Below are 23,203 nucleotides of genomic sequence, written 5' to 3' on the forward strand. Positions count from 1 at the left end.
ACTCAATTAAATAAAAGTTGTTTTTAAGTCTAAGTTATTCTTCACTCGAAAATGCATATCTTTTTAAATCTTTGCTAATTGCAAGCCTATTAATTGTTTTTATTTCATATTTGGTAAAATCGGCAATTGTGTTCCACTTTCTTTCCGGAGAACCAATCTCGTAAGAGACTAGCTTTTTACCAAAACTTGTCCAAATATATTTTTTTCCGTTTATAGCAATTACAACAAAGTCTTGCGAATTCATATCCGGGCTATCTATCAAATACTCAATTTTATTCGTGTTCTTTAATGGTACTATCGCAAAAACTCTCTTCCCGTCTATAATTAAAGTAGTAATTAAAGAATCGTTACCATATCCTAAAAATGTTCTACCGCAATTATTAGCAATTAACATACTCTTTTTGCTATCTAAATCTTGCAACCAAAGACTTGGTGGTTCCGTAATTTTAAACCACGCTAATGATTTATGAGCAATCCAAGTATAATAACCAATCGAGTCGATGGATTTATCCACCTCAAACTTTCTAGTCAAATCAGTTTGGTCGTATTTCCATAAACGTTGTACCGAATCTAAATCAATACGAACTGTTGAAATGTAGCGCTTGTCTGGAGTTTCTTTGGGAGAAAATTCGCTTTCCTTGGTTTTGGTTGCATGCATATTTACATTCTCTGTAAAATCATAAACCCAAATATCATTTTGATTATTAATGGTTGTGGAATAAAACAGTCGCTGATTATCAGCAGCAAAAAAAGGTTGGTTGTCATATCCTTTGCGATTAGTAAGATTAACGGGCGTAGAAAACACCGGATTAATGGCATCTAATATTGTTATTCTTCCAACCCAAACATCTGTATCAACAGCCTTTTGCGCAAATGAAGATAGAGTAATACAAAAAAAAGAAAAATAGAGTTGAATTTTCACCAAATGTTGCTTTAAAATATATTTTTCCTTTTGTCTAACTAGTTGTGCCCAGAACGAGATTCGAACTCGTACGGTTACCCGCCACCCCCTCAAGATGGTGCGTCTGCCAATTTCGCCACCTGGGCAATGAAACAAATATAAAATATTATTGAAAGATTACCTAGTTGCGAATGATGAAACAAATTATTGAACAAGTGTATTAGATTTAGTTTAATAATTTATATTTACACTCATAATTAATTTAATTTAAAGGTTTAAGTAATGAAAAAAATACTTGTTACAGGTGGTGCCGGTTTTATTGGAAGTCATTTAGTGAAACGATTAGTGGAAGATGGGAATGAAGTAACTGTTCTGGATTCTCTTTTAAGAGGTAATAAACTTGAAAAAAATATCCTTACATCAATTAATTTTATTGCTGGAGATGTAAGAGATAAAGAATTGGTGTTAAAACATGCAAAAGGATGTGAATTAATATATCATTTTGCTGCAGTTTTAGGTGTTGATGTGGTTGCGGATAATCCGGTAGAAACAATGGAAACCGAAATTATTGGCATGAAAAATATTGTTGATGCCGCCATGTTGTATAAAACAGAAAAAATAATTTATGCTTCTACTAGTGGCGTTTACGGACATTCGGCTATTGAAAAATCTGTAACTGAAACGATTCAAATAGACCCAAGAACTAGTTACGCAATAGCTAAACGCTATAACGAAATTTATTTAAAAGCATTAAACGAAGAAAAAGGATTAGATTCTGTTTCTTTACGTTTTTTTAATGTGTATGGAAAAAGACAAGACAACAGAATGGTTGTTCCTCGTTTCTTAGAGCAAGCATTTGCAGGAGAACCTATTACAGTTTATGGGAACGGAAACCAAACACGCGACTTTACCTATATTGATGACACAATTGAAGCATGTCTTCAATTAACAGAGAAAGCAGGAGCTAGCGAAATATTCAATATTGCAAATGAAGACGAAATTACGATTAAGCAATTAGCTGATACAATTGTTAAAGTAACCGGTTCAAAATCTCAAATAAATTATATACAAGCTCCTACAAAAAGGTATGATTACGAAGTAGAAAGAAGATTTGGAAGCTCTGAAAAATTATTTAAACATACAGGATTTAAGCCTAATACGAATCTGGAAGATGGATTAAGACTGATAATGGACGATTATAATCATAAATAGAAATAAGAATTTGAATTTGAAAAAAAACAGGCTACCTCTTTGAGGTAGCCTGTTTTTTTTGACAATAAGCCTTTCCCTTAAAATATCAATTAACTGCCAACAGAAACACTACCAAAATAACTACATAATGCTTACTTTTAAACAAATAATAGCAATATGATTTCAATTGGTATAATCGGTTCTGGCGCTATGGGCAGCGGAATAGCACAAGTAGCAGCAACCGCAGGACACAAGACTTTTATTTTTGATACAAATACTGCTGCTCTTCAAAAAAGCAAGGATGCAATTTATTTGTCACTACAAAAGCTGGTTGAAAAACAAAGAATAACAACAGAAAAGGCATCCTCCATTCAGTCGAACTTACAGTTTGTTTCGTCCTTACAAGATTTCAAAAATTGTGGTCTTATCATAGAAGCCATTGTTGAAATCCTGGAGGTAAAACAAAATTTATTTACTGAATTAGAAAGCATTGTAAGCAATGATTGTATATTAGCCAGCAATACATCTTCTTTATCAATTGCGTCAATTGCATCCAGTTGCAAACTAAACAACAGAGTAATTGGAATACATTTCTTCAACCCTGCTCCTATTATGCCGTTGGTAGAAATTATCCCTGCCATTACTACTAACGCAGCTACCACAAAAACTGCAAAACAACTCATTGATAGTTGGGGAAAACAAACTGTTTTGGCTAAGGACACACCTGGTTTTATTGTTAATCGTGTTGCCCGTTCATTTTATGGAGAAAGTATTCGTTTGTACGAAGAAGGTTTTGCTGATTTTGCAACTATAGATTGGGCATTAAAACAATTTGGTGGATTTAAAATGGGACCATTTGAGTTAATGGATTTTATTGGAAATGATATTAATTATAAAGTAACTGAATCTGTTTGGGAGCAATTTTTCTTCGAACCTCGATTTAAACCCTCCCTAACCCAAAAAAGACTTTTTGAAGCTAAATTATTTGGACGCAAGTCCGGCAAAGGTTATTATGATTATAGTGCAAATTCAACTTTACCAATTCCTAATATGGATGAAAAGTTAGGAAACTTTATTTTTGAAAGAGTTATTTGCATGCTTATAAACGAGGCTATTGACTCATTTTATCTAGGCTTAGCTTCCAAAGAAGATATAGATACCGCCATGACTAAAGGAGTAAACTATCCAAAGGGATTGTTGAAATGGGCTGATGAAATTGGATTGCCCAAGATTTTGAATACACTTACCGGATTATATAACGAATACCAAGAAGATAGATACCGACCTTGTGTGTTACTAAAACGAATGGTATCAGAAAACAAAACATTCTACTAAACTGGAACCTTTGCTTACATATAAATCATTCTACAATTCACCACTAGGAACTATTTGTGTAGAAAACGATGACATGGCTTTAACAAAGCTTTACTTTACCCATCATGTGCATGAAAATCCGGCACAAGTAACTGAGATTGGAGAAATGGCAATACTTCAGTTAGAAGAATATTTTACAAAAAAAAGAAACTCCTTTACCCTTCCTATTAATCCATACGGTACAGATTTTCAAAAAAAAGTTTGGAAGGCTTTGTTAGATATTCCTTTTGGTTATACATACTCTTATCTCAAATTAGCTCAAAAATTAGGCGATTCAAACCTTACTCGGGCCGTTGGGAATGCCAATGGCAAAAATCCAATTCCAATTATTATTCCATGTCATCGAGTAATTGGTGAGAATGGAGATTTAACAGGATACAGCATGGGACTTGATCGCAAAAAATGGTTGTTAGATTTTGAAAGTAGTATTCGATTTCCTAAACTTTTTTAAATAGAATACATGAATACGTTAGCAAAAAAAGTAGTAGAAAAAATGATGTCGGCCGACTGGTTTAGTCAATGGCTAGGAATAGAGGTTTTAGAAGCATCTGAAGGAAAATCAAAGTTGCAATTAAAGGTACGCAAAGAAATGTTGAACGGATTTGCAATTGCGCATGGAGGAATAACCTACTCCATTGCTGATAGCGCATTGGCATTTGCCTCTAATTCTTACGGCAGAATGAGTGTTTCAATAGAAACATCTATATCGCATACTAAACAAGTAAAAGAGGGCGAAACAATTACCGCAACGGCAAAAGAATTAAGTAAAACAGATAAAATTGCTATCTATCAAATTGATATTACCAACGAGCAAAACGATGTAGTTGCACTTTTTAAAGGAACAGTTTATCGTACTCATAAGGACTGGCAAGTAGAATAAACCTGTTTTGTCCTTTAAAGTAAATACTTTACTTTTGCCCTAAAATAATAACAAACTAATTTCACTATGGCAGATACAGGAGACATCAACGTTGGTACCGTAATTCGATTTAATGGAGAATTATGTCAAATTACTGAATACATACACCGTACACCGGGCAATTTGCGTGCTTTTTACCAAGCAAAAATGAAAAATCTTAAAACCGGCAAATCTGCTGAGTATAGATTTAGATCAGGCGAATCTGTTGATATTGCACGTGTAGAATACAAAATGATGCAGTATTTGTACCCTGAAAATGATTTTATTGTGTGTATGGACAGTACTACATTTGAGCAAGTATATTTACAAAAAAATATGCTTGGGACTGGAATTGAGTTCTTAAAAGAAGGAATGGAAGTTAAGATTGCATTCGAAAATGACGAAGCTATTTTGGCAGAAGGACCCACCTTTGTTGAGCTTGTTGTTACCTATACCGAACCGGGTGTAAAAGGAGATACGGCTACCAATGCGATGAAACCCGCTACACTTGAAACCGGAGCAATAATTAATGTTCCTTTATTTGTAAATGAAGGCGATAATTTAAAGATTGATACACGTACAAGATCCTACGTAGAGCGAGTTAAAGAAAGTCATAAAGGAGGATATTAAATCCATTTTTTTATATTAAATGAAACTAAACCCACCACAAACACTACAAAAAATTGCGTCCATTATTGGAGCTAAGTTTGTTGGCAATCCGGATTTTTTAATTTCGGGAATAAATGAAATACATGTGGTGGAAGCTGGCGATATTGCATTTGTAGATCATCCTAAATACTATGAAAAAGCCTTAAACTCTAAAGCAACAACAATATTAATTAATAAAGAGGTTGAATGTCCAGAAGGCAAAGCGCTTATTATTTCTGATGATCCGTTTAGAGATATAAATAAACTAATTACTCATTTTTCGCCTCGCTCCTACTCTACGTTGCAGGTGGGGAAAAATTCGATAGTTGATGTAAGTGCAACCGTTATGCCGGGAGCTTATATTGGTGAAAATGTGAAAATTGGCAAAAACACGGTAATCTATCCCAACGTTTCTATTTACAACAATGTTGAAATTGGCGACAACGTTATTATTCACGGTAATACAGTATTGGGAAGCCATGCATTTTACTACAAAAAACGAGCTTCTCATTTTGAAAAACTACAAACCTGCGGCAAGGTAATTATTGAAAACGATGTAGAAATTGGAGCATCTTGTACTATTGATGCAGGAGTTACAGGAGATACTCGTATTGGAGAAGGAACAAAAATTGATAATCACGTGCATATTGGACACGACACCACTGTTGGAAAAATGTGTTTATTTGCCGCTCAGGTTGGCATAGCCGGGGCTTGTGTTATTGAAGACAAGGTTACACTTTGGGGGCAAGTTGGAATAGCAAGTGGAATAACCATTGGTGCGGGAGCTGTGGTATATGCACAATCCGGTGTAGGAAAAACATTAAAAGGCGATAAAACCTATTTTGGCAGCCCTGCAGGCGAGGCTCGAGAAAAAATGAAGGAAATGGCTATGATTAAGCAAATTCCATCTTTGTTCGAAAAAAAATAGTACCATAAGCTCTTCAAAAATGGTATATTAGTAATTCGATTCATCTTATTTTATGGCTCAAGATTCAAATAGAACTAATAGACCAACACGAATAAAAGATATTAAGCTTAATTCGTTGCTAGAAGTTACTAAAGCTATAAACAACAATTTTACTACAGCAGATTTACTCTTAAAGTTCGAAGACATCTTGAAAAACGAACTAAGCATTGGCAAAGTAGCCTTGTTTAGTAATGATTTGGGGTGGAAATGCATTATGAAATACGGTGTGGGAAATGAATACGTAAATTTGAATGTAGAAAGAGACTTAATTCATATCACAGAAATAAGTACAATAGATTTATCTGCTCAGCTTCACGAAACATCGTTTGAGATAATTATTCCAGTTTTTCATAAATCACAACCTTTAGCCTACGTGCTTATAGGCGATATTGAAGATAAGTTAGAGGTAAGTCCTGCAATTAAGCATTTACCGTTTATACAAACACTTACCAATATTATTGTTGTTGCCATTGAAAACAAAAAACTTGCGAAAGAAAACATACGTCAAGCCGCAGTAAAAAAAGAGTTGGAACTTGCTTCTGAAATGCAATCTATGTTGTTTCCGAGCAGTTTGCCCAACGATAAACAATTAGAAGTGGCTGCATTTTATTTGCCGCACCAGCAAGTTGGAGGCGATTATTACGATTTTATTCGTTTAAGTGAAGATGAAATAGCTTTTTGTATGGCAGATGTTTCCGGCAAAGGAGTATCTGCAGCACTGTTGATGGCAAATTTCCAGGCAAACTTAAGAGCACTTATTAATTATTCAAGCTCGCTTACCGAATTGATTAGGGAGTTGAATAAAAAAGTGATGGCTAATGCAAATGGAGAAAAATTTATTACCCTGTTCATTGCCAAGTATAATTTGGTAACTCGTACACTGAATTACGTAAATGCAGCACACAATCCTCCGGTTATAACAAACGGAAAGTCGTGTAGTCTTTTAACGATAGGATGTACAGGGCTTGGAATGTTTGATGATTTGCGTAAAATAAAAGAAGGTATTGTTACATTAGAACCGGGCTCTGTTATTCACTGCTATACAGACGGGTTGGTTGAAATTGAAAATACGGACAAAGAAGAATTTGGCACCGATAGATTAAATGATTTAGTTTTTGATAATGCAGGAAATAGCATGACTTCTTTAAATAATAAAATAATAGATTCTGTACTTGACTTTAAAGGCGACATGCCTTACATTGATGATATAGCGCTATTTAGCTGTCGATTTAAGTAGCTCGTCTTTCTTATTCTGTCGAATATCAATAGCAACCAATGCTGCTAAAAAGCCCCAAAATGGTGCGGAAGCTTTATCCGTATCCAAAAAATTATTTAGTACACCATGCACCAAATACGTAATAAGAGCAAAGAATAGAATTAGAACCATTGTTCTTATTTCCTTATCCTGCGAAGCATAATAAATACGAAACCCTAACGAAAAAATAAAAAACACCAGTATTAGAATAGATGCAGCGCCCAATACCCCACTCTCTGCCAATGGCCCCAGATATTCGCTATGTGCATTACCTCCTGTTCCAAAATTTGTACTGATAATAGTTCTGTCTTTTGCCTCTTGAAAAGGAGCATATTTAAAACTATATGTGCCCGGTCCCCAACCAAAAACAGGGCGTTCTAAAAACATTTTAATGGCACATTTCCATCTGTTTATGCGTTCAACATTCGATGCGTCTGATGATATATTAGAAATAGATTGAATATGCTCAGTAAAATTCTCAGATGCATCTTGCTTGTTTTTTGATAGTTTCATCAAAATATCAGAACTGTTAAATAACAAGTAACCGATTCCAACTAATGCTAACAGAATTAATGTCCTAAATTTAATTTTCAGTTTTAAAAAAAGTAAAATTACCATAGCTGCTGCCAGGCTCACCCAAGCCGCTCTGGTATAAGAAAATACAATTGCAATTATAAAAATCAATAAAAGACCTAAGGCTAGTATATTAAGAGTTCTATTATAAGTTTTGGTATAAAATGCGTAAGCCAAGAAAGGCAGATACATAACTAAAACTGCAGCGTATGCAGTGTGGTCGTTATAAAATGGATACATGATTGCATTGGCTGACCTTTCTCCAAAACCAAACTGAGCATGGCTTACAAGTGTATAGGCTATTACAATAAGAATCGTAGAAATACCAATCCACATATATTTTTTTATTGCAGCTAGATTAGAAAAAATTTCCAGTGCCAAAAAATAGAATACAACTACAAACCAAATTCTTGCCAGCAAAAATTTAAAAGAAACCAATGGCATTTCACTTACGATTGCAGTAATTGCTATCCAAGCTATATTGAATAGAATAACTAATGTAACAGGATGAGTATAAATAGATTTATCTATACCACCGTTCATGATTTTTTTTAGCATAAAAACTATGGTTGCCACTATAATAAGTGGCTCGGCAGGTACACTTAATCCAAGCTGAATAGCAGAGTTTTCAAAAGGAATAGATAGTGGTACAACAAGTGCTATTAAGTAAAAAAAATGGTTTAAATGAAAAAAAGCCAAGTACAATGCAATAAGTAATATTGGTATGGAGCAATACAGGTAAAAATAAAAGCTTTGATACAATAGAACATAAGCTGCACCTAAAATATAGATACAAGAAAGAAGAAGTATATACTGTTTTCTAAAGAAAAAGGTAAACAAACTAGTTCGATTTACTTAATTGACCAAATCTCTCTTTAAACAGCAGTACAATACACGTAAACGCAAAAGCTGAAAATGCTGTAACAAGTACTATTAAACTTCTTATTGGAGAATGTTTTTTTTGAGGTACATCGGCCTTATTTACAACAAATTTATAAGGTAATGTATTTTCTACATCTGCTTGAGTTTGATCCATTTTTACTTTTAAAACTGTCATCCGACCTCTTGCAGCCCATAAATTTTCTTTTAACGATAAAAACCGACCTCCATACACTTTAAACACATTTAATTTCTCCTCTATTTGTTTTGCGGCATTGGCATTGCCTGCGGCAATTGCCTTTGCATATCCCCTAGTATATTCCTGCACTTGAAGTTCATGATCATAAATACCCATATTTCTAAAGGTCTCCATAGAATCTTCCATCATATTTACCTCTTTCTTAATTGCCAAATACTCTTTAGTTACAATTTGATATGCTTCTACAGCTCTTTCTTTTGTCATTCTATACTTAATGCTATCAAGAAATGCAAGTATGTCATTTGCAATAAGAGCAGCGGTATCGGCACTTTTATCAATTACTTCAATTTTAATTGACATGTACTCGGTGGCTTTGCATTTAACTGCACCTTCGAATTCATTTTTTACTTTATCATTGGCTTTTGAGTCGTTTGCACTTATTCCGTAATGGGATAATAGGTTATATTTTTGAGCAATTTTATCTCTAATTTCGTTTGAATTTAGGACTTGTAGTGTTTGTTCTACATGTTCTTCTTCTCCAAATGCTAAATGATCACGCTGGCCTCCATTGTATTGCTCCAACAAGTTGCGGGAAACAGTATTAGTCATTGTTGGAAAAATAATTGCTGTTGATTTATATTTAGGTGTAAGTAAAAGACTTGCAACAACAGAAACAACCACTGCAAGTAAGGTAATTTTACCAATAAGTTTTCTTTGTGAATAAAGAAATGAGAGAATGTCGGAAGAATCAAACTGCTTTGAACTTTGCATACTTTTTAAATTTATGTTAAAAGTAGTTATTTTTTCTATAGGCTCAATGTGTTGATTATCCGTATTTTAGAATACGAATCGCAGATTTTATATTAATTAATCTAATTAAGAATGCCCATACCACACAACCCACCGCAGATGCCACAAAGTTAAGCATCCATTGCTCGGTCATCATTTTTGAAAAATAATTGATACAAATTACTCCAAAAACATACACTGCTAGTTTGCTAAGCAATCTATAATTTATATTAAACCTAAATTGGTATTGTACCATTAATACTTGCGCAAGCCCAGTTGCTACTTGCGTAAACAAACTTGACATAGCAGAACCGGTTGCTTTGTAAACCGGAATGAGTAAAAAATTGAGTGCTATATTTACAACCATTCCCGAAGCTGCAATGGTATTTAGTTCTTTTAAATTTCCGTTAGCGGTTAATAATGTACCAAACACATATGTTGTAGAGGTTGCGATAAAGCAACACATTAAAATAGCAAATACCGGAGATGATAGTTCAATATGCTGTTTATACAATAAATGCATAAACTCTTCTGAATAAAAGGCGCAACACACTGCTACCATTACCGAAAGTGTTATAAGCAAGGTGAAACAAAGCTTTACTAATTGTTCAACCGATTCCTTGTATTTAATCATTCTTGAAAAAATGGGAAGTAGCATGCCCGCAAACAGAAAAGCAATCATATTCGTTGCATCTAAAAGTCTATATGCTTGTGCATAAATACCTGATTGTTCTTCTCCGTCAGGCAATATACGTTCTAACATTACTGCATCAATTCTGTTGTAAAAAGTCATCAATAAAACTAAAACAGCAAACGGAAAGCTCTTTTTTAAAATCATTAACGAAAAAGGGAAACTCCATTTCAATTGAAGCGAGTCCACCTTTCTAACTACAATAATAAACGTGATTAAGGCTGTAAAGAAATAAGCTGCTGTTTGTGAATACACAAACCAAATAATATCAAATTGAACATCGAACACATTGCCCCACAACAAAACACCACAAATAGCAATCATAATAAGCCTATCTAAAATAGAAACAAAACTGTCTGTTTTAAATAGATGCAATCCAGCCAGATTTGACCTTAAATACATGATAAATGAAATTAAAAACTGATTGAATGCCAAAAGAATGAGCATTTTGGTAAGCTTTACATCATATCCAATTACAAAACCGCTAATAATGGTAATTATTAAATAGATAACTGCTAAAATGATCTTTAGTACTACAATGCTAGAAAAGTGTTTTGTTAAAAGATGGTTGTTTTGAGCAATATTCTTATTATTAAAATTGGTAATTCCAAAATCAAGAATAATATTCAGTAGGAAAGAAAAATTGAAAAGAGCAAAATACATTCCATAATCCGCAGCTCCTACAGCATTTTGAACAGAGCGATCTATCCCTAATATCCAAAATGGCTTAATAAGTAAATTAAGAAATAATAGAAGCGCTAAATTTGTAACAAACTTTTTTTGCATTTAAGCCTACCTGAAATTTATGTGGTGGCAAATATAAGATTTTAGTTGTAAGTGGAAAACTAACGACTATTAGCTTCTGGTAAGCTCCGTTTTATAGTCAGGTAAAGCTTTTAAAAACTTATCTATTGTTTGTTTTAAACTTAATTTGCTACTTGCTCCGGAGGCATTTTTATGTCCTCCTCCATCAAAATGTTTACGAGCAAATTTATTTACATCAAAAGCTCCTTTTGAGCGGAATGACATTTTTACTTTACCGTCTCGTTCTGTAAAGAAAACCGAAAATTTAATTTCTTTAATTGAAAGTGCATAATTAACCAATCCTTCCGTATCGCCTTTTTTAAAGTTGAATTTGTCTTGCTCTTTTTGTGTTAATCCTAAGTAAGCAGTGTGAATTTCCGGCATAACATTCAACTTTTCGTATAAACTATACCCAAGCAATTTTAATCTATCGTATGTATAGTTGTCATGTATTAATGAGTTGTTTTTTGAATTTTCGGCTCCGGCTTCAATTAAATCGGCAATTACGCGATGTGTTTTTGCTTTTGTAGATGGAAATTTGAAAGAGCCGGTATCTGTCATTATTCCGGTGTACAAGCAATTAGCTATGTTTTTAGTAATAGCTTTTTTGCCACCTAAGCTGCATATAAAATCATACACCAACTCGCACGTTGACGAAGAATGCACATTATGCAATACATAATCAGCAGCTATCGTTGGCTGCTCATGATGATCAATTAAAACTTTTAATCCTTTTGCTTTTGAAGCTATTGCTCCCAATTTATCTTCTAATCGGTAATAATGATTGAAATCTAAACAAAAAATAATATCAGATTTTTGAATGTGGGCAAGTGCTTTTTTCTCTTCTTTTTGAAAATCCAGTACATTACTGTTTCCGGGAATCCAATGCAAATAGTCCGGATAATCGTTGGGGGTAATTACTCGAATAGTGTGTTTTCCTAATTTTAAGTAATTGTATAGACCTAAAGAAGAACCCATTGCATCTCCATCAGGCGACCAATGAGTAAATATGGTTATTGTTTGTTTTTTTGATAACGTTTTTTTTAGCTGCTGTAGTGTCATGCCTTTTTATTTCGATTAGTTTAGTTTCTATTGAATATCTAATTTTTAGATTATTCAATCTATATGAGACAAACAATTTGGTTTAATAAATTAGTGATATTGGTCCTGTAAATTTTTGTTCGTCTCCGTTTTCAAATAGTACTTTAACGTAATAACTATATACACCTTCTTCGGCTTTTTTACCTTTGTGAGTTCCATTCCAACCATCAGAAATACTAGTAGATTCAAACATTTTTGTACCCCATCTATCGTAAACTAAAAAAGTTAAACTTACCACACATCCACCTCTTACATAAAAAACATCATTCATACCATCGCCATTCGGAGAAAATAAGCTTGGGATAAAAAAATCATCACATTTTTCGGTAACAGTAATCGTAACTTCATCCATATTGCTACACCCATTAACATCAACAGCAAGTACACTATACGTAGTTGTGACACTTGGCGTTGTTGTGGGACTGGCACAGGTAAAGCAATCTAAAAATGTTGCAGGTATCCAAAAATAAGTAACACCTCCGGAAGCATTTATAACAGTGCTACTTCCAAGTGTAACACTTTTATCAGGTCCGGCATCAATGGAGGGCAAGGGATTTACTGTTACAACAACGGTGTCGTTTGAATAACATTTTGCTCCGTCAAATGCAGTTATTATTAATGAGTTTGTGGTAGTTGGAGAAACTACAATGGTACTGGTTGTAGAGCCATTGTTCCAAACATAGCTTATTCCACCGGAAGCAGAAAGGGAAATTTGTTCTCCAACACATATACTCACATCAATTCCTGCATCGGCAAAATCGGTTGACAAAACACCTACATTAGTAATAGAAGTGTCTAGACAACCATTTAAATCTACTCCTGTAACGACATACTGAGTAGTATTTGAAGCAGATGCAACAACACTTGCACCTGAAACAGATGACAATCCTGCACTTGGAGACCATGCATAGGTTGTTGCCCCGGAGGCAAAAAGATTGGCGGCACCTCCAAAACAAATAGATGTATCATTAGAGCTGGAAATATTGGGCAGCGGAAAAACGGCAACAGTAACAGCAGCTGTATCTTTACAACCATTGTTATCTGTTCCCTCTACAAAATAAGTACTTGTTGTGGTAGGATTCGCAATTACTGAGGCTCCTGTAGTTGGAGATAACCCCACAGTTGGAAACCATTGATAAGTAGTTCCTCCAGTTGCATTTAAAGAAGTAGAACTTCCAACACAAATGTTACCGGAATTTGAAGCATTTATAGTTGGAGATACCAGCACAAGAACGGTATCGCGATACGTTCCGGGACAAGTACCTACATAATATAATCTTGATGATTGCAAAGGAGTGGTAGTATAAGTTGGTCCACTTGCAATGGAATTGCCTCCGGATGCTGAATCGTACCATTGAATAGTAAAGCTACTTGGCGGAGTACCAAGCAAAGTAGCAGAAATAATTGCAGTAGTATTTTTACAAATGGTATCTCCAGTCGATTTTATGTAATAATGTGGGGCAGATGCACCAGTTGTTCCATTCCCGCCTTTTGTTGCTCCATTTGCAGGGAATTCAGTAAGAGCATCAGAATCGGTTGTTCCATTTGCACCACCAGTTGCAGTCATTGTGGGGGAGCCACTTGAAATAGCTATATGTCCGCCACCGCCACCACCACCCGGACCTTGCGCTTCATCTGTAATTCCAACAACAGGAGAAATATATTGATCACCACCTTTTCCGCCATTTGCATTAATGGTAATTCCACTAACATTTCCCCACACATTTACTACAATTGTGCCCCCTGCACCGCCACCACCTGCACCATCTTTACCTGTAGAAGAAAATGTTCCAGTACAACAGGCATCTCCTCCATTTTGTCCGTTTGCCACAATTTGCCCTGCTCCGGACACAAATCCATAACACATAATATAAGCCAGTCCTCCTCCTACACCTCCATAGCCATTTGTATTACTATTACCATCAGCAGCTCCTCCGCCCCCACCTAAAAATAATTTTCCGGTAGAATAATCAAGAGGCCTTCCTCCCAAACCACCTTGTTTGCTTCTCAAATCGCCTCCCCACAATATATTGTCAGGACCAATCGAAAGTGCGCCATTGTTGCTAGATGACATAGTATATCCACCTTTACCACCGCCACTGGATGTAGAATTAGCAAAACCATTGTATTCTAAGTTCCATGCAGCTATCCAATTTGTATTACTAATATCCGGATTGCCTGAACCTTTCCATAAATTTATATTTCCACCATTTGCACCTCCGCCACCACCGGCATTGTGCGCAGTGCCGCCACCACCGGCATTGGCAGCAGCTCCTTTGCAATACCTTCCTCCAAAAGTAGCATAGTCGGATTGATAGCCTGCAATACCCTCGCCTTTTTCTCCTCCAAATTCTTTTTTTATTGCCGCAGTATAATTAACTCCAAAATTGGAAGAACTATCAACTTGCCCACCTCTAAAACCTTTTGCACTTACATCTATTTTTGCACCTGCATTAATCGTAATATTTCCGCGCACCTCTATGGTTGCAATACCACCTTTTTGCCCATTCCACGCATCTGCTGTAATTACACCACTATTGAAAATAGTTAAGGTTGAGTATCTTGGAACTCTTACTATTTGAACCTTTCCTAGTGCTACATAGTTATTAGAAATAGGGCAATCGAGTTCAATTGTATTAATATTGACCAAACTTTTTACTTGGGCAAATTCATAATTACCGCAACTTCCGTACGAAAGTATTTCGCCCCAAGTACTGTCAGAAGGAGTTGCCCCATCTCCACTTGCTGTACCGTTTATAATAGCTCCTTGCATTTGAATAATAAGAATTAAATCGCCTTGAGCTAATGGACCAGAGAACCTGCTGGTTGAATTTAAAAAGCCATCGAAAACGGTAAGTGTTGTAGTCCCACTAAGAGCATCGGCAGTTAAATAGGTATATTCATTTACAATAGTATTGGCAGAAGTAATAATTTTTGCTCCATGCTTACCTCTCTGAGCAACCAATTGCAAAGAAGTAATATAAAGTAGAATAAAAAGAGGAATATGTTTACAAAAAAATAATTTACGCATACTGTGTACAAAAGTAGGAACAATCAACCATCTATCATACAATTTTAGGTTTGAATAATTAGTTATTTTAAAATATCTTAGCCATTAAATCTAATTGTTAATCATGAAAAAATACAGCTTTGCTATCCTATCTTCTTTTATCTTTTTAAGTTCATTGGCGCAAGACAAAACGCCTATTCGATTTTATAAGAATGCTAAAGTTGGATACAAAGACGAATCCGGAAAAGTTATTGTTGAACCTACCTATCAAGCAGGTAGCGATTTTTACAATGGCTATGCACTAGTATTAAAAAATAACAAAAGAGGGTTTATAAATAATACAAGCAACGTAGTAATCGATTTTATATATGACGATGCTTCTGTTTTTACACAACTTGGGTTTGCCAGGGTAACACAAGGTGGCAAAAGTGGATACATAAATAAAGCTGGAAAAGTTATAATCCCGTTAGAGTTTGATTTTGCAGATGATTTTAATAAAGATGGCTTGGCAAGAGTTAGCAAAAATAGCAAGTTTGGTTATATAAACCCAAAGGGAGTTGAGGTTATTAAACTTCAATATGAAAATGCACACAATTTTACGGAAGAAGTTGCTGCGGTTCAAAATGCTGATAAAAAATGGGGCTATATAAATAGCAAGAATGTTTATACAATAGCTGCTACGTTTGATGAAGCTGCACCATTTTACAATGGACTAGCAAGAGTAAGAAAGGACAATAAAGCCTATTACATAGATTTAAAAGGTAATTGGGTAAAAGACGAGAAAAAGCCGGAAGAGGAAGAAATGGAAAAGCTAGAAAGAAAACATTAAGAATAAAATGAGTTTCTCTAATCTATTTTATTCTTCAACAAAAAAGAACTCTGTTATTTGCTACGGATTGTTTTTAATCTGTTTGAGTTCATATAGTCAACATGTTGTTCCATTTTCACAATTTTATCAAAACGAAACACTTTTAAATCCGGCACTTTCCGGTCAAGTCGGAACAGATGTAGGTCTAAATTTTCGCAGTCAGTGGAGTAGCGCAAATTCTCCTTTTAGAACAATTGCCGCCAATGCTGGAATAAAAACACTTCAAAACTTTGAAAAGACTCGGCACTTAGGCGTTGGTGCTTATGTACTAAATGACAAACTTGGTGCAGGACAAATTAAATCGAATGTTTTAGGTGGTGCTATTAGTGGTCATATTAAACTAGGACTCAGTAATACCTTGTCGCTAGGGTTAATGGGTAATTTCAGAATGAATACCGTTGATATAAGTAAATTTACTACCGACAATCAATATCAAAATGGAACATTTGACCCCGGTGCATCTATTGGAGAAAATTTTGCTTTAACTAGACAATCGTATTTGAACTATACAGGCGGTTTGAGTTGGAATTATGTTCCTAAAACTGCTTTCTCTATGCAAAACAGTGACTTTAGCTTTAATGCAGGACTTAGTGTTACATACACACCAAACAAAAGTGTATTTATTGCAGGCAGTTCGCCCAAGTATTGGAGATGGCAAGGTCACGGAAATTTTCACTTTGCATTAAACAGCGGAAATAGTTTTGAACCGTCTGTCTTATACATAAAAGATGGACCATTTAACCAAGTTGTAGTTGGAGCTTCCGTAAAATCATACTTTAAGGCAGGTTCAAAATACACAGAACTTGTGCATGGCGCAACCATTTCGTATGGTGCGTTTTATAGGTTTAAAGACGCTTTATTTGCTCAGTTTTTAATTAAAATGTCTAATTACCAAATTGGATTAAGTTATGATTTTACCATTTCACGATATATTGTAGCAAGCAAAGTAAGAGGGGGTCCCGAAATTTCGTTACGCTACTTTTTTTAGTAGTTATTTTACATGCCGTTATTCAAACTAAATTCTGAAAAACTAGAAGTACTTCAAAACAAGCATTTTTTATTTTTTTCGTTATCTCGATTTTTACTCACAATTGCTATTCAGATGCAAAGTATTTTAGTGGGATGGCAGGTATACGAATACACAAAAGATGCATTGTCATTAGGACTGATTGGACTTGCAGAAATTATACCTTTTATAACTATTATTTTGTTTGCAGGACATATTGCTGACATTTTTAATCGTAAAAAAATAATATTAATTGCTCTTATCTTTTATTTGTTTACATCAACGGGCTTTCTACTGCTCTCTTTAAACTCATTTGAGTATTTAAATTATTTTGGAATATTTTCAGTTTACGTACTTATAGGACTTACAGGAATAATACGTGCATTTTTGGGCCCATCCTACTTCGCTTTACTATCGCAAGTAGTAGAAAAAAAACATTACGCAACTGCTGCAACCTGGAACAGCAGCGTATGGCAAATAGGTGCTGTTATTGGACCCGCTTTGGGCGGTATTGTTTTTAGTTATACTAATTACGTGTTTTCTTACGGACTCGTAATTTTTTTATTTACCATATCACTTATTTCTGCTCTTTTATTACCTATGATAAAAAGCAATGCTGTTGAAAATAAACGAGAGCCAATTTTTAAAAGTATATCAAAGGGAATTCGTTTTGTTTTTAAAAGCAATATTGTGTTACCTGCTATCTCACTAGATTTATTTGCAGTATTATTTGGAGGAGCTGTAGCATTGTTGCCAATATATGCCGATCAAATACTGCATACCGGAGCCATTGGTTTGGGATGGCTAAGAGCAGCACCATCTATAGGAGCTGTTATAATGGCACTAGTACTCGCATTTTTTCCTCCGCTTAAAAATGCAGGAAAAAAACTTGTAGTTGCTGTAATTGGATTCGGCATCACAATTATTTTATTTGGCATATCTACCAATTTTTATTTTTCATTTACGGTATTACTCCTTGGCGGAGCATTCGACAATATTAGCGTTGTGATAAGACACACTATTTTACAACTTTATACACCGGATGAAATGAGAGGAAGAGTGTCGGCAGTGAATAGTATATTCATTGGCTCGTCAAACGAAATAGGGCAATTTGAATCTGGCGCTGCAGCAAAATTAGTTGGATTGGTTCCTTCTGTTATAATTGGCGGCAGTATTACAATTGCAACGGCATTAGCAACAATAAAATTAGCTCCAACTCTTATAAAACTTAACTTGTCTGCAACGAATGAAAACAAATAAGTTAAGTCTTAACGAATTAAAAGAGTTTTTAGATGAAAAGTATAATTATTTCAACTCTCATCAATTTATTCAAACTGACCCTATCTGTATTCCGCATCAATTTAACGTAAAAGAAGATATAGAAATTTCCGCTTTTTTAATAGCTACTATTGCTTGGGGGCAGCGTGCAAGTATAATTAAAAATGGGAATAGATTAATGCAATGGATGGACAATTCGCCTTACCATTTTATTCTTCATTCATCTGAGAAAGACTTAAACGTGTTCAATAAATTTGTTCATCGCACTTTTAATGGAATTGATTGCATTTACTTTCTTAACTCTTTAAAAAATATTTACAAGAATCATAGCGGCCTAGAGCAATCATTTTACAAGGGGTACAAAGAAAATAATTCGATTAAAAATGCAATTGTAGAATTTAGAGCCATATTCTTCGAGTTGAAAAAATTTCCAACTCGAACACTAAAACATGTTTCGAATCCAGCAGATAATAGTGCTGCTAAAAGATTAAATATGTTTTTACGATGGATGGTACGAAAAGACCATAAAGGTGTAGATTTTGGAATATGGAGAAAAATGTCAATGGCAGCACTTTACTGTCCATTAGATATTCATACTGGGAATACATCTAGAGAACTAGGTTTATTATTCCGAAAACAAAACGATTGGAAAGCTGTTGAAGAACTAACAAACTATCTTCGAATGCTAGATAGTAACGACCCTATCAAATACGACTTTGCTTTATTTGGGCTTGGAGCAATTGAAAAATTTTAGCTATGGATCGATTCAAGGATATTACTCCCGCCTTTATAATAAGCCTGTCCATCTTACTTATTGGAATTCTCATAAGTTTTTATTGTATTCATAAGCCATTAGGAGATTTTGGTAATTATTATTTCGGAGCAAAATTAATTGAAAAAGAAAATGTGTGGAATTCTATCTATGATGTATATAATTTTAATGAGCAAATTCGCAAATTAGGATATGAAAACTTATTTCTAAGCCATACCACTGTTGCTCCTCAATCATTATTATTCTACAAACCACTTTCATACGTATCTAATCCATTCTTAGCAAAGCTTATTTTTAACCTTAGTGGTGTAGTTTTATTTTCAATTTGTTTCTTTTATTTTCTTCGCACTATAAAAATTGAAATACATCATATAATTATACTTGCAAGTGCAGTTATTCCGATCTATTACAATATTCTTTTTGGGCAAGCTTATTTATTTGTTTGTGGTGCTTTGTTAATAATTACACATACCAGGTTCCAAAAAAACAATCATTTTATATCATTTATTCTTGCAATGATAATATCTATTAAAATTACTCCTGTTATTTTTTTGCTTTACTTTTTTCTCACAAAGAACTATAAAGTACTATTCCTTACTGCACTTTATTGGTGTGTTATTTTACTAGCTACCTCATTAATTGTTGACACAGATACCATTTATCGCTTTTACACACAAATAACCCCTAAACTAAGTTCCGGATTTGTAAACGATCCTTTTTCAAGCTCATATTATGGCGTTATCGTAGTATTACACAAATTATTTTTGTATGACGAAGTTCTGAACTCAGCTCCTTTTATTCAAATTAGCTCATCTTGGATTAATTTAATAAATGGATGCATTGTTTCTGCATTGCTAGTAATAATTGGCATAGTGATAACAAAAATTAAGAATGAAATTGCATTTTGCATATTTACCATTCTTGTTTTCTCTAATATGACTTCTGGTTATAACTCAACCTATTCGCTACTCTTGTTAGTTCCCTTTTGCTTAACAACAAAACTTTCCAAAAATTATTTGTTCGTTTTTGCACTTATAGCTATACTATTATTGCCACCAAGATTATTCGATGGCAGTATAATTATTCTCGCGCACTACAAACTGATACTATTTACCCTATTGCTTATTCTTATTCTTAAAGAAGTTAAGTTTGAGTTTAAACTGAATAAATCAATACTTTTTATTAGTAGCATTTATATATCACTTATTACAATCAACTTCGCCAGAAGTAAAGACTATGAGTTTAACTACTTCCCTCCTATTGCAAATAAATCTATACATTATGTACAACAATATTCCCAAAATTCGAATACACTTACTTATACCTATTTTAATTATTCAGGTATTCATATCGATTCCACAAAGGTTTCAAATCCTATTGAGAAGTGTATAAAAAATAAAAATATACTTTTGCAAGATGGTTCTGAAATAAATACAATTTCTTGTATTGGTGATACAATAGTATTTTTGACAGATTATAAGAGAGGTCCCGGATTGTATAATATATTTTATGTTACGAAAAATAATTTACAGGACCTACCATTTACAATGTATAAGTAGCAAATGATTCGAATCAATATAAAGCCAAATAAATCAACCTCCTTAAGTATAATTCTACTTTTCTCTCTTTTATTTATAATACAATCCGCTTACACCAATAAACACAATAGTTCTAGTGCAAACAAAAGTATTACGATTAAGTGGTATAAGTCTTATCCATTACAAACATTTGATAATGTTAAAACAGGAATGTTGTGGTCCTTTTCGTATTTAGGTGCAAATCTACCTAAAGGATTTTGGAGTGATGCACTTGAACAAATTGACAGTACAACCTACATACTGCATATAAATGCACTTGGATTTAATTCGCAAGCAGAGAGTGCGCTAGCCCTAATTTGTGATAGTATAAAAAACACCAACGAGTACAAGCAGAGTAATTTTATTGACATTTCTAGATTATTAGTACTTACCCTTCACACACCTTACCACTACTATAAAATTACCGGTGTATATCCAACTTTAAAAGATTTTAATAAGCGATATCATGTAGATAAAGGTTTAACATTTGGAGTTAATCAATCTTGTGTTGCAATAGGAAAAAGAATAATACAATTTTCAACTGGAGAAAATATTCGAGATGTAGCATTTTACGCCATAGAAGGATTTGATACAACAACTATTAGTTTAACAACCGGAAATACATACGAAGCAATGGATATTTTGGAAAACGGGCAGTTGCGATTTGCTATCTATGATAATTTTGGCAATTTAACAACACACTCGCCAAAAGAGTATGGAGAGGCCGGTAAACCAAGTAAATGTTTATGGTGTCACGAATCAATTATTCAGCCTTTATACACTACCAATACAGCAATTAATGGGATGCTATCAAACGAAGATTTTTTAGCATATCAGCAACGGTTTCAAAAAAAGCTTGACGATTACAGAAGAACGTTAAATAGCGAACTTGATTATACCAAAACTAGAGATCATACATATAATGAGTTATTGTATATCACATTTATGGAGCCCAATAAGGATAGGCTGCAGCAAGAGTTGAAAGGTAAAAATGAAAAAGTATGGGAAACAATTTCAAAGTTTGAAACACATGAGTTTGAGGAGTTTCCTTTTATAGGAAAGCAACTTTACCACAGAAGCTACATTGACAGTTTGTTAAATATACATGCGTTACGTGTCCCTTTGTCAATAAGAGAAAAGGTGGGAGATGACCCCAGTTTTTTTAAGTAGGACAACTACTCATTCTTCTGTCGAACTATCTTGAAAATGTAATTTTTCTCCCACAAAATTTTCTTTTCTTTTACTAATACAAAATCAAAAAAATAAGAAGATGCAATTTTCTTTATTCTCTCAATATCGCAGTTGTCGGCCAATACCATAAAAACTTCTGAGTTAGTATGTGTATAAGCAACAAGTTTCGAAAAAAAATTATCGAAAAAAATTCCATTTAACCCACAATTCCAAGCAGCTTGAGCAAGATTGCTATAGTCTTTAAAAAAATAAGGTGGATTTACCACAATAAAATCAAATTGTTGAACCGGAATAGCATTGAACACATCGGAAAGATATACGCTTATATTTTCTGAAGGAAATTGACTCGCATTCTTTTTATAATTTAGTTTAATATTTTCTACAGCATTGGGATTAATATCAGATGCTGTAACAATTGCTTTATTTCTAGAGGCTATCAAACTAATAAAGCCACTTCCGGAACATGGCTCAAAAAACGTTTTACCACTTAACGGTAAACCCTCTACAAAATTTGCTAAAAATTTACTGCTAAAAAAAAATTGCGGGTGAAACACTCCAGAAAAAACTGTAATTCTAAGTCCTTTATAATAATAGGATGTTTCTCTTTTCAAATAAAAAGACAGTATTGGTTTAATAAACCAAGTAAAAAAATATTTCCCAATGTTATCCATTAAAAACCTTCCTTTTCCGGTTGTCGGTATTTCCAAATTTTTAGAAGTAGCTTAATTTCGTATGGGTATCGATACCATTTTAATTTATATCTCAACCAACTTGTTTTACGGATTATCCATCGCTTTGTTACAGTCAATCTTGTATCTGTTGCAGTTGGATAGTACCCATTTAAAACTGTTTCAAAGTTTTTAATTGTATTTATCATGTAGGGTTTAAGCCATGGTGTTAATGGATTCTTTCGCAAATCAAAATTTTCCCAATCGTTACTTACCCAGTCTTCCAACTTTTCAGGAAACTTAAATCCTTGGGCGCTAATTTCCTTGTACAAATCGCTGTTCTCTGTCGGAACAGGCGAATACACATAAATAATAATCTCTGTTTTAGGATTAATTTCTTTAACCTCTCGAATAAAATTAATTTCGTCTAAAATTGCTTCAAATACTTCCTTTTCTTTATCGGATGGAAAGCCAAGAACAAAGGAGTATTCCGGAATAATATCAATTTTTTTTAGTCGTGCTGCAAACGATTTAATTTGTTCTCGAGTTTGAGTTCCTCCTTT

Annotated in this window: 21 protein-coding genes and 1 tRNA gene; 13 read left to right on the plus strand and 9 right to left on the minus strand. The window is 34.0% G+C overall.

What is annotated here, in order from left to right:
* Positions 1 to 34 precede the first annotated feature (34 nt).
* Positions 35 to 922 (minus strand): PD40 domain-containing protein, encoded by an 888-nt coding sequence (locus J0M08_09530; GenBank protein MBN8703296.1) that lies wholly within the window; start codon positions 920 to 922, stop codon positions 35 to 37.
* A 45-nt stretch (positions 923 to 967) separates the two neighbouring features.
* Positions 968 to 1,047: transfer RNA gene (locus tag J0M08_09535), tRNA-Leu, on the minus strand.
* 136 nt (positions 1,048 to 1,183) lie between these two features.
* On the opposite strand from J0M08_09535, the gene J0M08_09540 reads away from it, so the two are divergent.
* From J0M08_09540 to J0M08_09570, 7 genes are all read left to right on the plus strand, one after another.
* A complete protein-coding gene (locus J0M08_09540; protein MBN8703297.1) occupies positions 1,184 to 2,113 on the plus strand; it encodes an NAD-dependent epimerase/dehydratase family protein in 930 nt (309 codons plus the stop codon).
* Between the two features lie 156 nt (positions 2,114 to 2,269).
* Positions 2,270 to 3,427 (plus strand): 3-hydroxybutyryl-CoA dehydrogenase, encoded by a 1,158-nt coding sequence (locus J0M08_09545; GenBank protein ID MBN8703298.1) that lies wholly within the window; start codon positions 2,270 to 2,272, stop codon positions 3,425 to 3,427.
* Positions 3,428 to 3,500: 73 nt separating this feature from the next.
* Entirely contained in the window at positions 3,501 to 3,917 is a 417-nt protein-coding gene (locus tag J0M08_09550) for a methylated-DNA--[protein]-cysteine S-methyltransferase (GenBank protein ID MBN8703299.1), read from the plus strand.
* 9 nt (positions 3,918 to 3,926) lie between these two features.
* Entirely contained in the window at positions 3,927 to 4,346 is a 420-nt protein-coding gene (locus tag J0M08_09555) for a hotdog fold thioesterase (GenBank protein MBN8703300.1), read from the plus strand.
* 66 nt (positions 4,347 to 4,412) lie between these two features.
* Positions 4,413 to 4,994: an elongation factor P gene (efp, locus tag J0M08_09560; GenBank protein ID MBN8703301.1), complete on the plus strand. Its 582-nt coding sequence runs from the start codon at positions 4,413 to 4,415 to the stop codon at positions 4,992 to 4,994.
* A gap of 19 nt (positions 4,995 to 5,013) precedes the next feature.
* Entirely contained in the window at positions 5,014 to 5,940 is a 927-nt protein-coding gene (locus J0M08_09565; protein MBN8703302.1) for a UDP-3-O-(3-hydroxymyristoyl)glucosamine N-acyltransferase, read from the plus strand.
* Positions 5,941 to 5,992: 52 nt separating this feature from the next.
* Positions 5,993 to 7,216, plus strand: coding sequence for a PP2C family protein-serine/threonine phosphatase (locus J0M08_09570; protein MBN8703303.1), 1,224 nt, complete (start codon positions 5,993 to 5,995; stop codon positions 7,214 to 7,216).
* On the opposite strand, the gene J0M08_09575 is transcribed toward J0M08_09570, so the two are convergent.
* From J0M08_09575 to J0M08_09595, 5 genes are all read right to left on the minus strand, one after another.
* Positions 7,193 to 8,647, minus strand: coding sequence for an O-antigen ligase family protein (locus J0M08_09575; GenBank protein MBN8703304.1), 1,455 nt, complete (start codon positions 8,645 to 8,647; stop codon positions 7,193 to 7,195). The two genes, J0M08_09570 and J0M08_09575, sit on opposite strands and share 24 nt — an antisense overlap.
* Position 8,648: 1 nt before the next feature.
* Positions 8,649 to 9,656 (minus strand): hypothetical protein, encoded by a 1,008-nt coding sequence (locus J0M08_09580; GenBank protein MBN8703305.1) that lies wholly within the window; start codon positions 9,654 to 9,656, stop codon positions 8,649 to 8,651.
* A gap of 55 nt (positions 9,657 to 9,711) precedes the next feature.
* On the minus strand, positions 9,712 to 11,151 hold the full coding sequence (locus J0M08_09585) for an oligosaccharide flippase family protein (GenBank protein MBN8703306.1): 1,440 nt from the start codon (positions 11,149 to 11,151) through the stop codon (positions 9,712 to 9,714).
* A 69-nt stretch (positions 11,152 to 11,220) separates the two neighbouring features.
* Positions 11,221 to 12,231, minus strand: coding sequence for a bifunctional oligoribonuclease/PAP phosphatase NrnA (locus tag J0M08_09590; GenBank protein MBN8703307.1), 1,011 nt, complete (start codon positions 12,229 to 12,231; stop codon positions 11,221 to 11,223).
* Positions 12,232 to 12,313: 82 nt separating this feature from the next.
* Positions 12,314 to 15,301 (minus strand): gliding motility-associated C-terminal domain-containing protein, encoded by a 2,988-nt coding sequence (locus tag J0M08_09595; protein ID MBN8703308.1) that lies wholly within the window; start codon positions 15,299 to 15,301, stop codon positions 12,314 to 12,316.
* A 103-nt stretch (positions 15,302 to 15,404) separates the two neighbouring features.
* Here J0M08_09595 and J0M08_09600 point away from each other — a divergent pair, with 103 nt between their 5' ends.
* Genes J0M08_09600 through J0M08_09625 form a run of 6 tightly spaced genes read left to right on the plus strand, consistent with a single transcriptional unit; the run spans position 15,405 to position 21,951 of the window.
* Entirely contained in the window at positions 15,405 to 16,109 is a 705-nt protein-coding gene (locus tag J0M08_09600; protein MBN8703309.1) for a WG repeat-containing protein, read from the plus strand.
* Between the two features lie 7 nt (positions 16,110 to 16,116).
* Positions 16,117 to 17,136 (plus strand): PorP/SprF family type IX secretion system membrane protein, encoded by a 1,020-nt coding sequence (locus J0M08_09605; GenBank protein ID MBN8703310.1) that lies wholly within the window; start codon positions 16,117 to 16,119, stop codon positions 17,134 to 17,136.
* Between the two features lie 12 nt (positions 17,137 to 17,148).
* Positions 17,149 to 18,414, plus strand: a complete 1,266-nt coding sequence (locus tag J0M08_09610) for an MFS transporter (GenBank protein ID MBN8703311.1) — start codon at positions 17,149 to 17,151, stop codon at positions 18,412 to 18,414.
* A complete protein-coding gene (locus tag J0M08_09615; protein MBN8703312.1) occupies positions 18,401 to 19,186 on the plus strand; it encodes a TIGR02757 family protein in 786 nt (261 codons plus the stop codon). Before J0M08_09610 ends, J0M08_09615 begins: the two co-directional genes overlap by 14 nt.
* Positions 19,187 to 19,188: 2 nt before the next feature.
* Positions 19,189 to 20,763 (plus strand): DUF2029 domain-containing protein, encoded by a 1,575-nt coding sequence (locus J0M08_09620; protein ID MBN8703313.1) that lies wholly within the window; start codon positions 19,189 to 19,191, stop codon positions 20,761 to 20,763.
* A 3-nt stretch (positions 20,764 to 20,766) separates the two neighbouring features.
* On the plus strand, positions 20,767 to 21,951 hold the full coding sequence (locus J0M08_09625; GenBank protein ID MBN8703314.1) for a hypothetical protein: 1,185 nt from the start codon (positions 20,767 to 20,769) through the stop codon (positions 21,949 to 21,951).
* A 5-nt stretch (positions 21,952 to 21,956) separates the two neighbouring features.
* On the opposite strand, the gene J0M08_09630 is transcribed toward J0M08_09625, so the two are convergent.
* Together J0M08_09630 and J0M08_09635 are read right to left on the minus strand one after the other, a co-directional pair.
* A complete protein-coding gene (locus J0M08_09630; GenBank protein ID MBN8703315.1) occupies positions 21,957 to 22,679 on the minus strand; it encodes a methyltransferase in 723 nt (240 codons plus the stop codon).
* The coding region (locus J0M08_09635; GenBank protein MBN8703316.1) for a radical SAM protein at positions 22,643 to 23,203 on the minus strand (561 nt) is incomplete at its 5' end. The genes J0M08_09635 and J0M08_09630, both read right to left, overlap by 37 nt.

The sequence above is a fragment of the Bacteroidota bacterium genome (assembly GCA_017303975.1).
Lineage (GTDB): Bacteria > Bacteroidota > Bacteroidia > JAFLBG01 > JAFLBG01 > JAFLBG01.

Coding starts and splice junctions, on each gene's coding strand:
- J0M08_09585 (MBN8703306.1), bottom strand. CDS start 11,151: ATGCAAAAAAAGTTTGTTACAAATTTAGCGCTTCTATTATTTCTTAAT.
- J0M08_09550 (MBN8703299.1), top strand. CDS start 3,501: ATGGCTTTAACAAAGCTTTACTTTACCCATCATGTGCATGAAAATCCG.
- J0M08_09610 (MBN8703311.1), top strand. CDS start 17,149: ATGCCGTTATTCAAACTAAATTCTGAAAAACTAGAAGTACTTCAAAAC.
- J0M08_09600 (MBN8703309.1), top strand. CDS start 15,405: ATGAAAAAATACAGCTTTGCTATCCTATCTTCTTTTATCTTTTTAAGT.
- J0M08_09565 (MBN8703302.1), top strand. CDS start 5,014: ATGAAACTAAACCCACCACAAACACTACAAAAAATTGCGTCCATTATT.
- J0M08_09590 (MBN8703307.1), bottom strand. CDS start 12,231: ATGACACTACAGCAGCTAAAAAAAACGTTATCAAAAAAACAAACAATA.
- J0M08_09605 (MBN8703310.1), top strand. CDS start 16,117: ATGAGTTTCTCTAATCTATTTTATTCTTCAACAAAAAAGAACTCTGTT.
- J0M08_09625 (MBN8703314.1), top strand. CDS start 20,767: ATGATTCGAATCAATATAAAGCCAAATAAATCAACCTCCTTAAGTATA.
- J0M08_09580 (MBN8703305.1), bottom strand. CDS start 9,656: ATGCAAAGTTCAAAGCAGTTTGATTCTTCCGACATTCTCTCATTTCTT.
- J0M08_09615 (MBN8703312.1), top strand. CDS start 18,401: ATGAAAACAAATAAGTTAAGTCTTAACGAATTAAAAGAGTTTTTAGAT.
- J0M08_09595 (MBN8703308.1), bottom strand. CDS start 15,301: ATGCGTAAATTATTTTTTTGTAAACATATTCCTCTTTTTATTCTACTT.
- J0M08_09545 (MBN8703298.1), top strand. CDS start 2,270: ATGATTTCAATTGGTATAATCGGTTCTGGCGCTATGGGCAGCGGAATA.
- J0M08_09570 (MBN8703303.1), top strand. CDS start 5,993: ATGGCTCAAGATTCAAATAGAACTAATAGACCAACACGAATAAAAGAT.
- J0M08_09555 (MBN8703300.1), top strand. CDS start 3,927: ATGAATACGTTAGCAAAAAAAGTAGTAGAAAAAATGATGTCGGCCGAC.
- efp (MBN8703301.1), top strand. CDS start 4,413: ATGGCAGATACAGGAGACATCAACGTTGGTACCGTAATTCGATTTAAT.
- J0M08_09540 (MBN8703297.1), top strand. CDS start 1,184: ATGAAAAAAATACTTGTTACAGGTGGTGCCGGTTTTATTGGAAGTCAT.
- J0M08_09620 (MBN8703313.1), top strand. CDS start 19,189: ATGGATCGATTCAAGGATATTACTCCCGCCTTTATAATAAGCCTGTCC.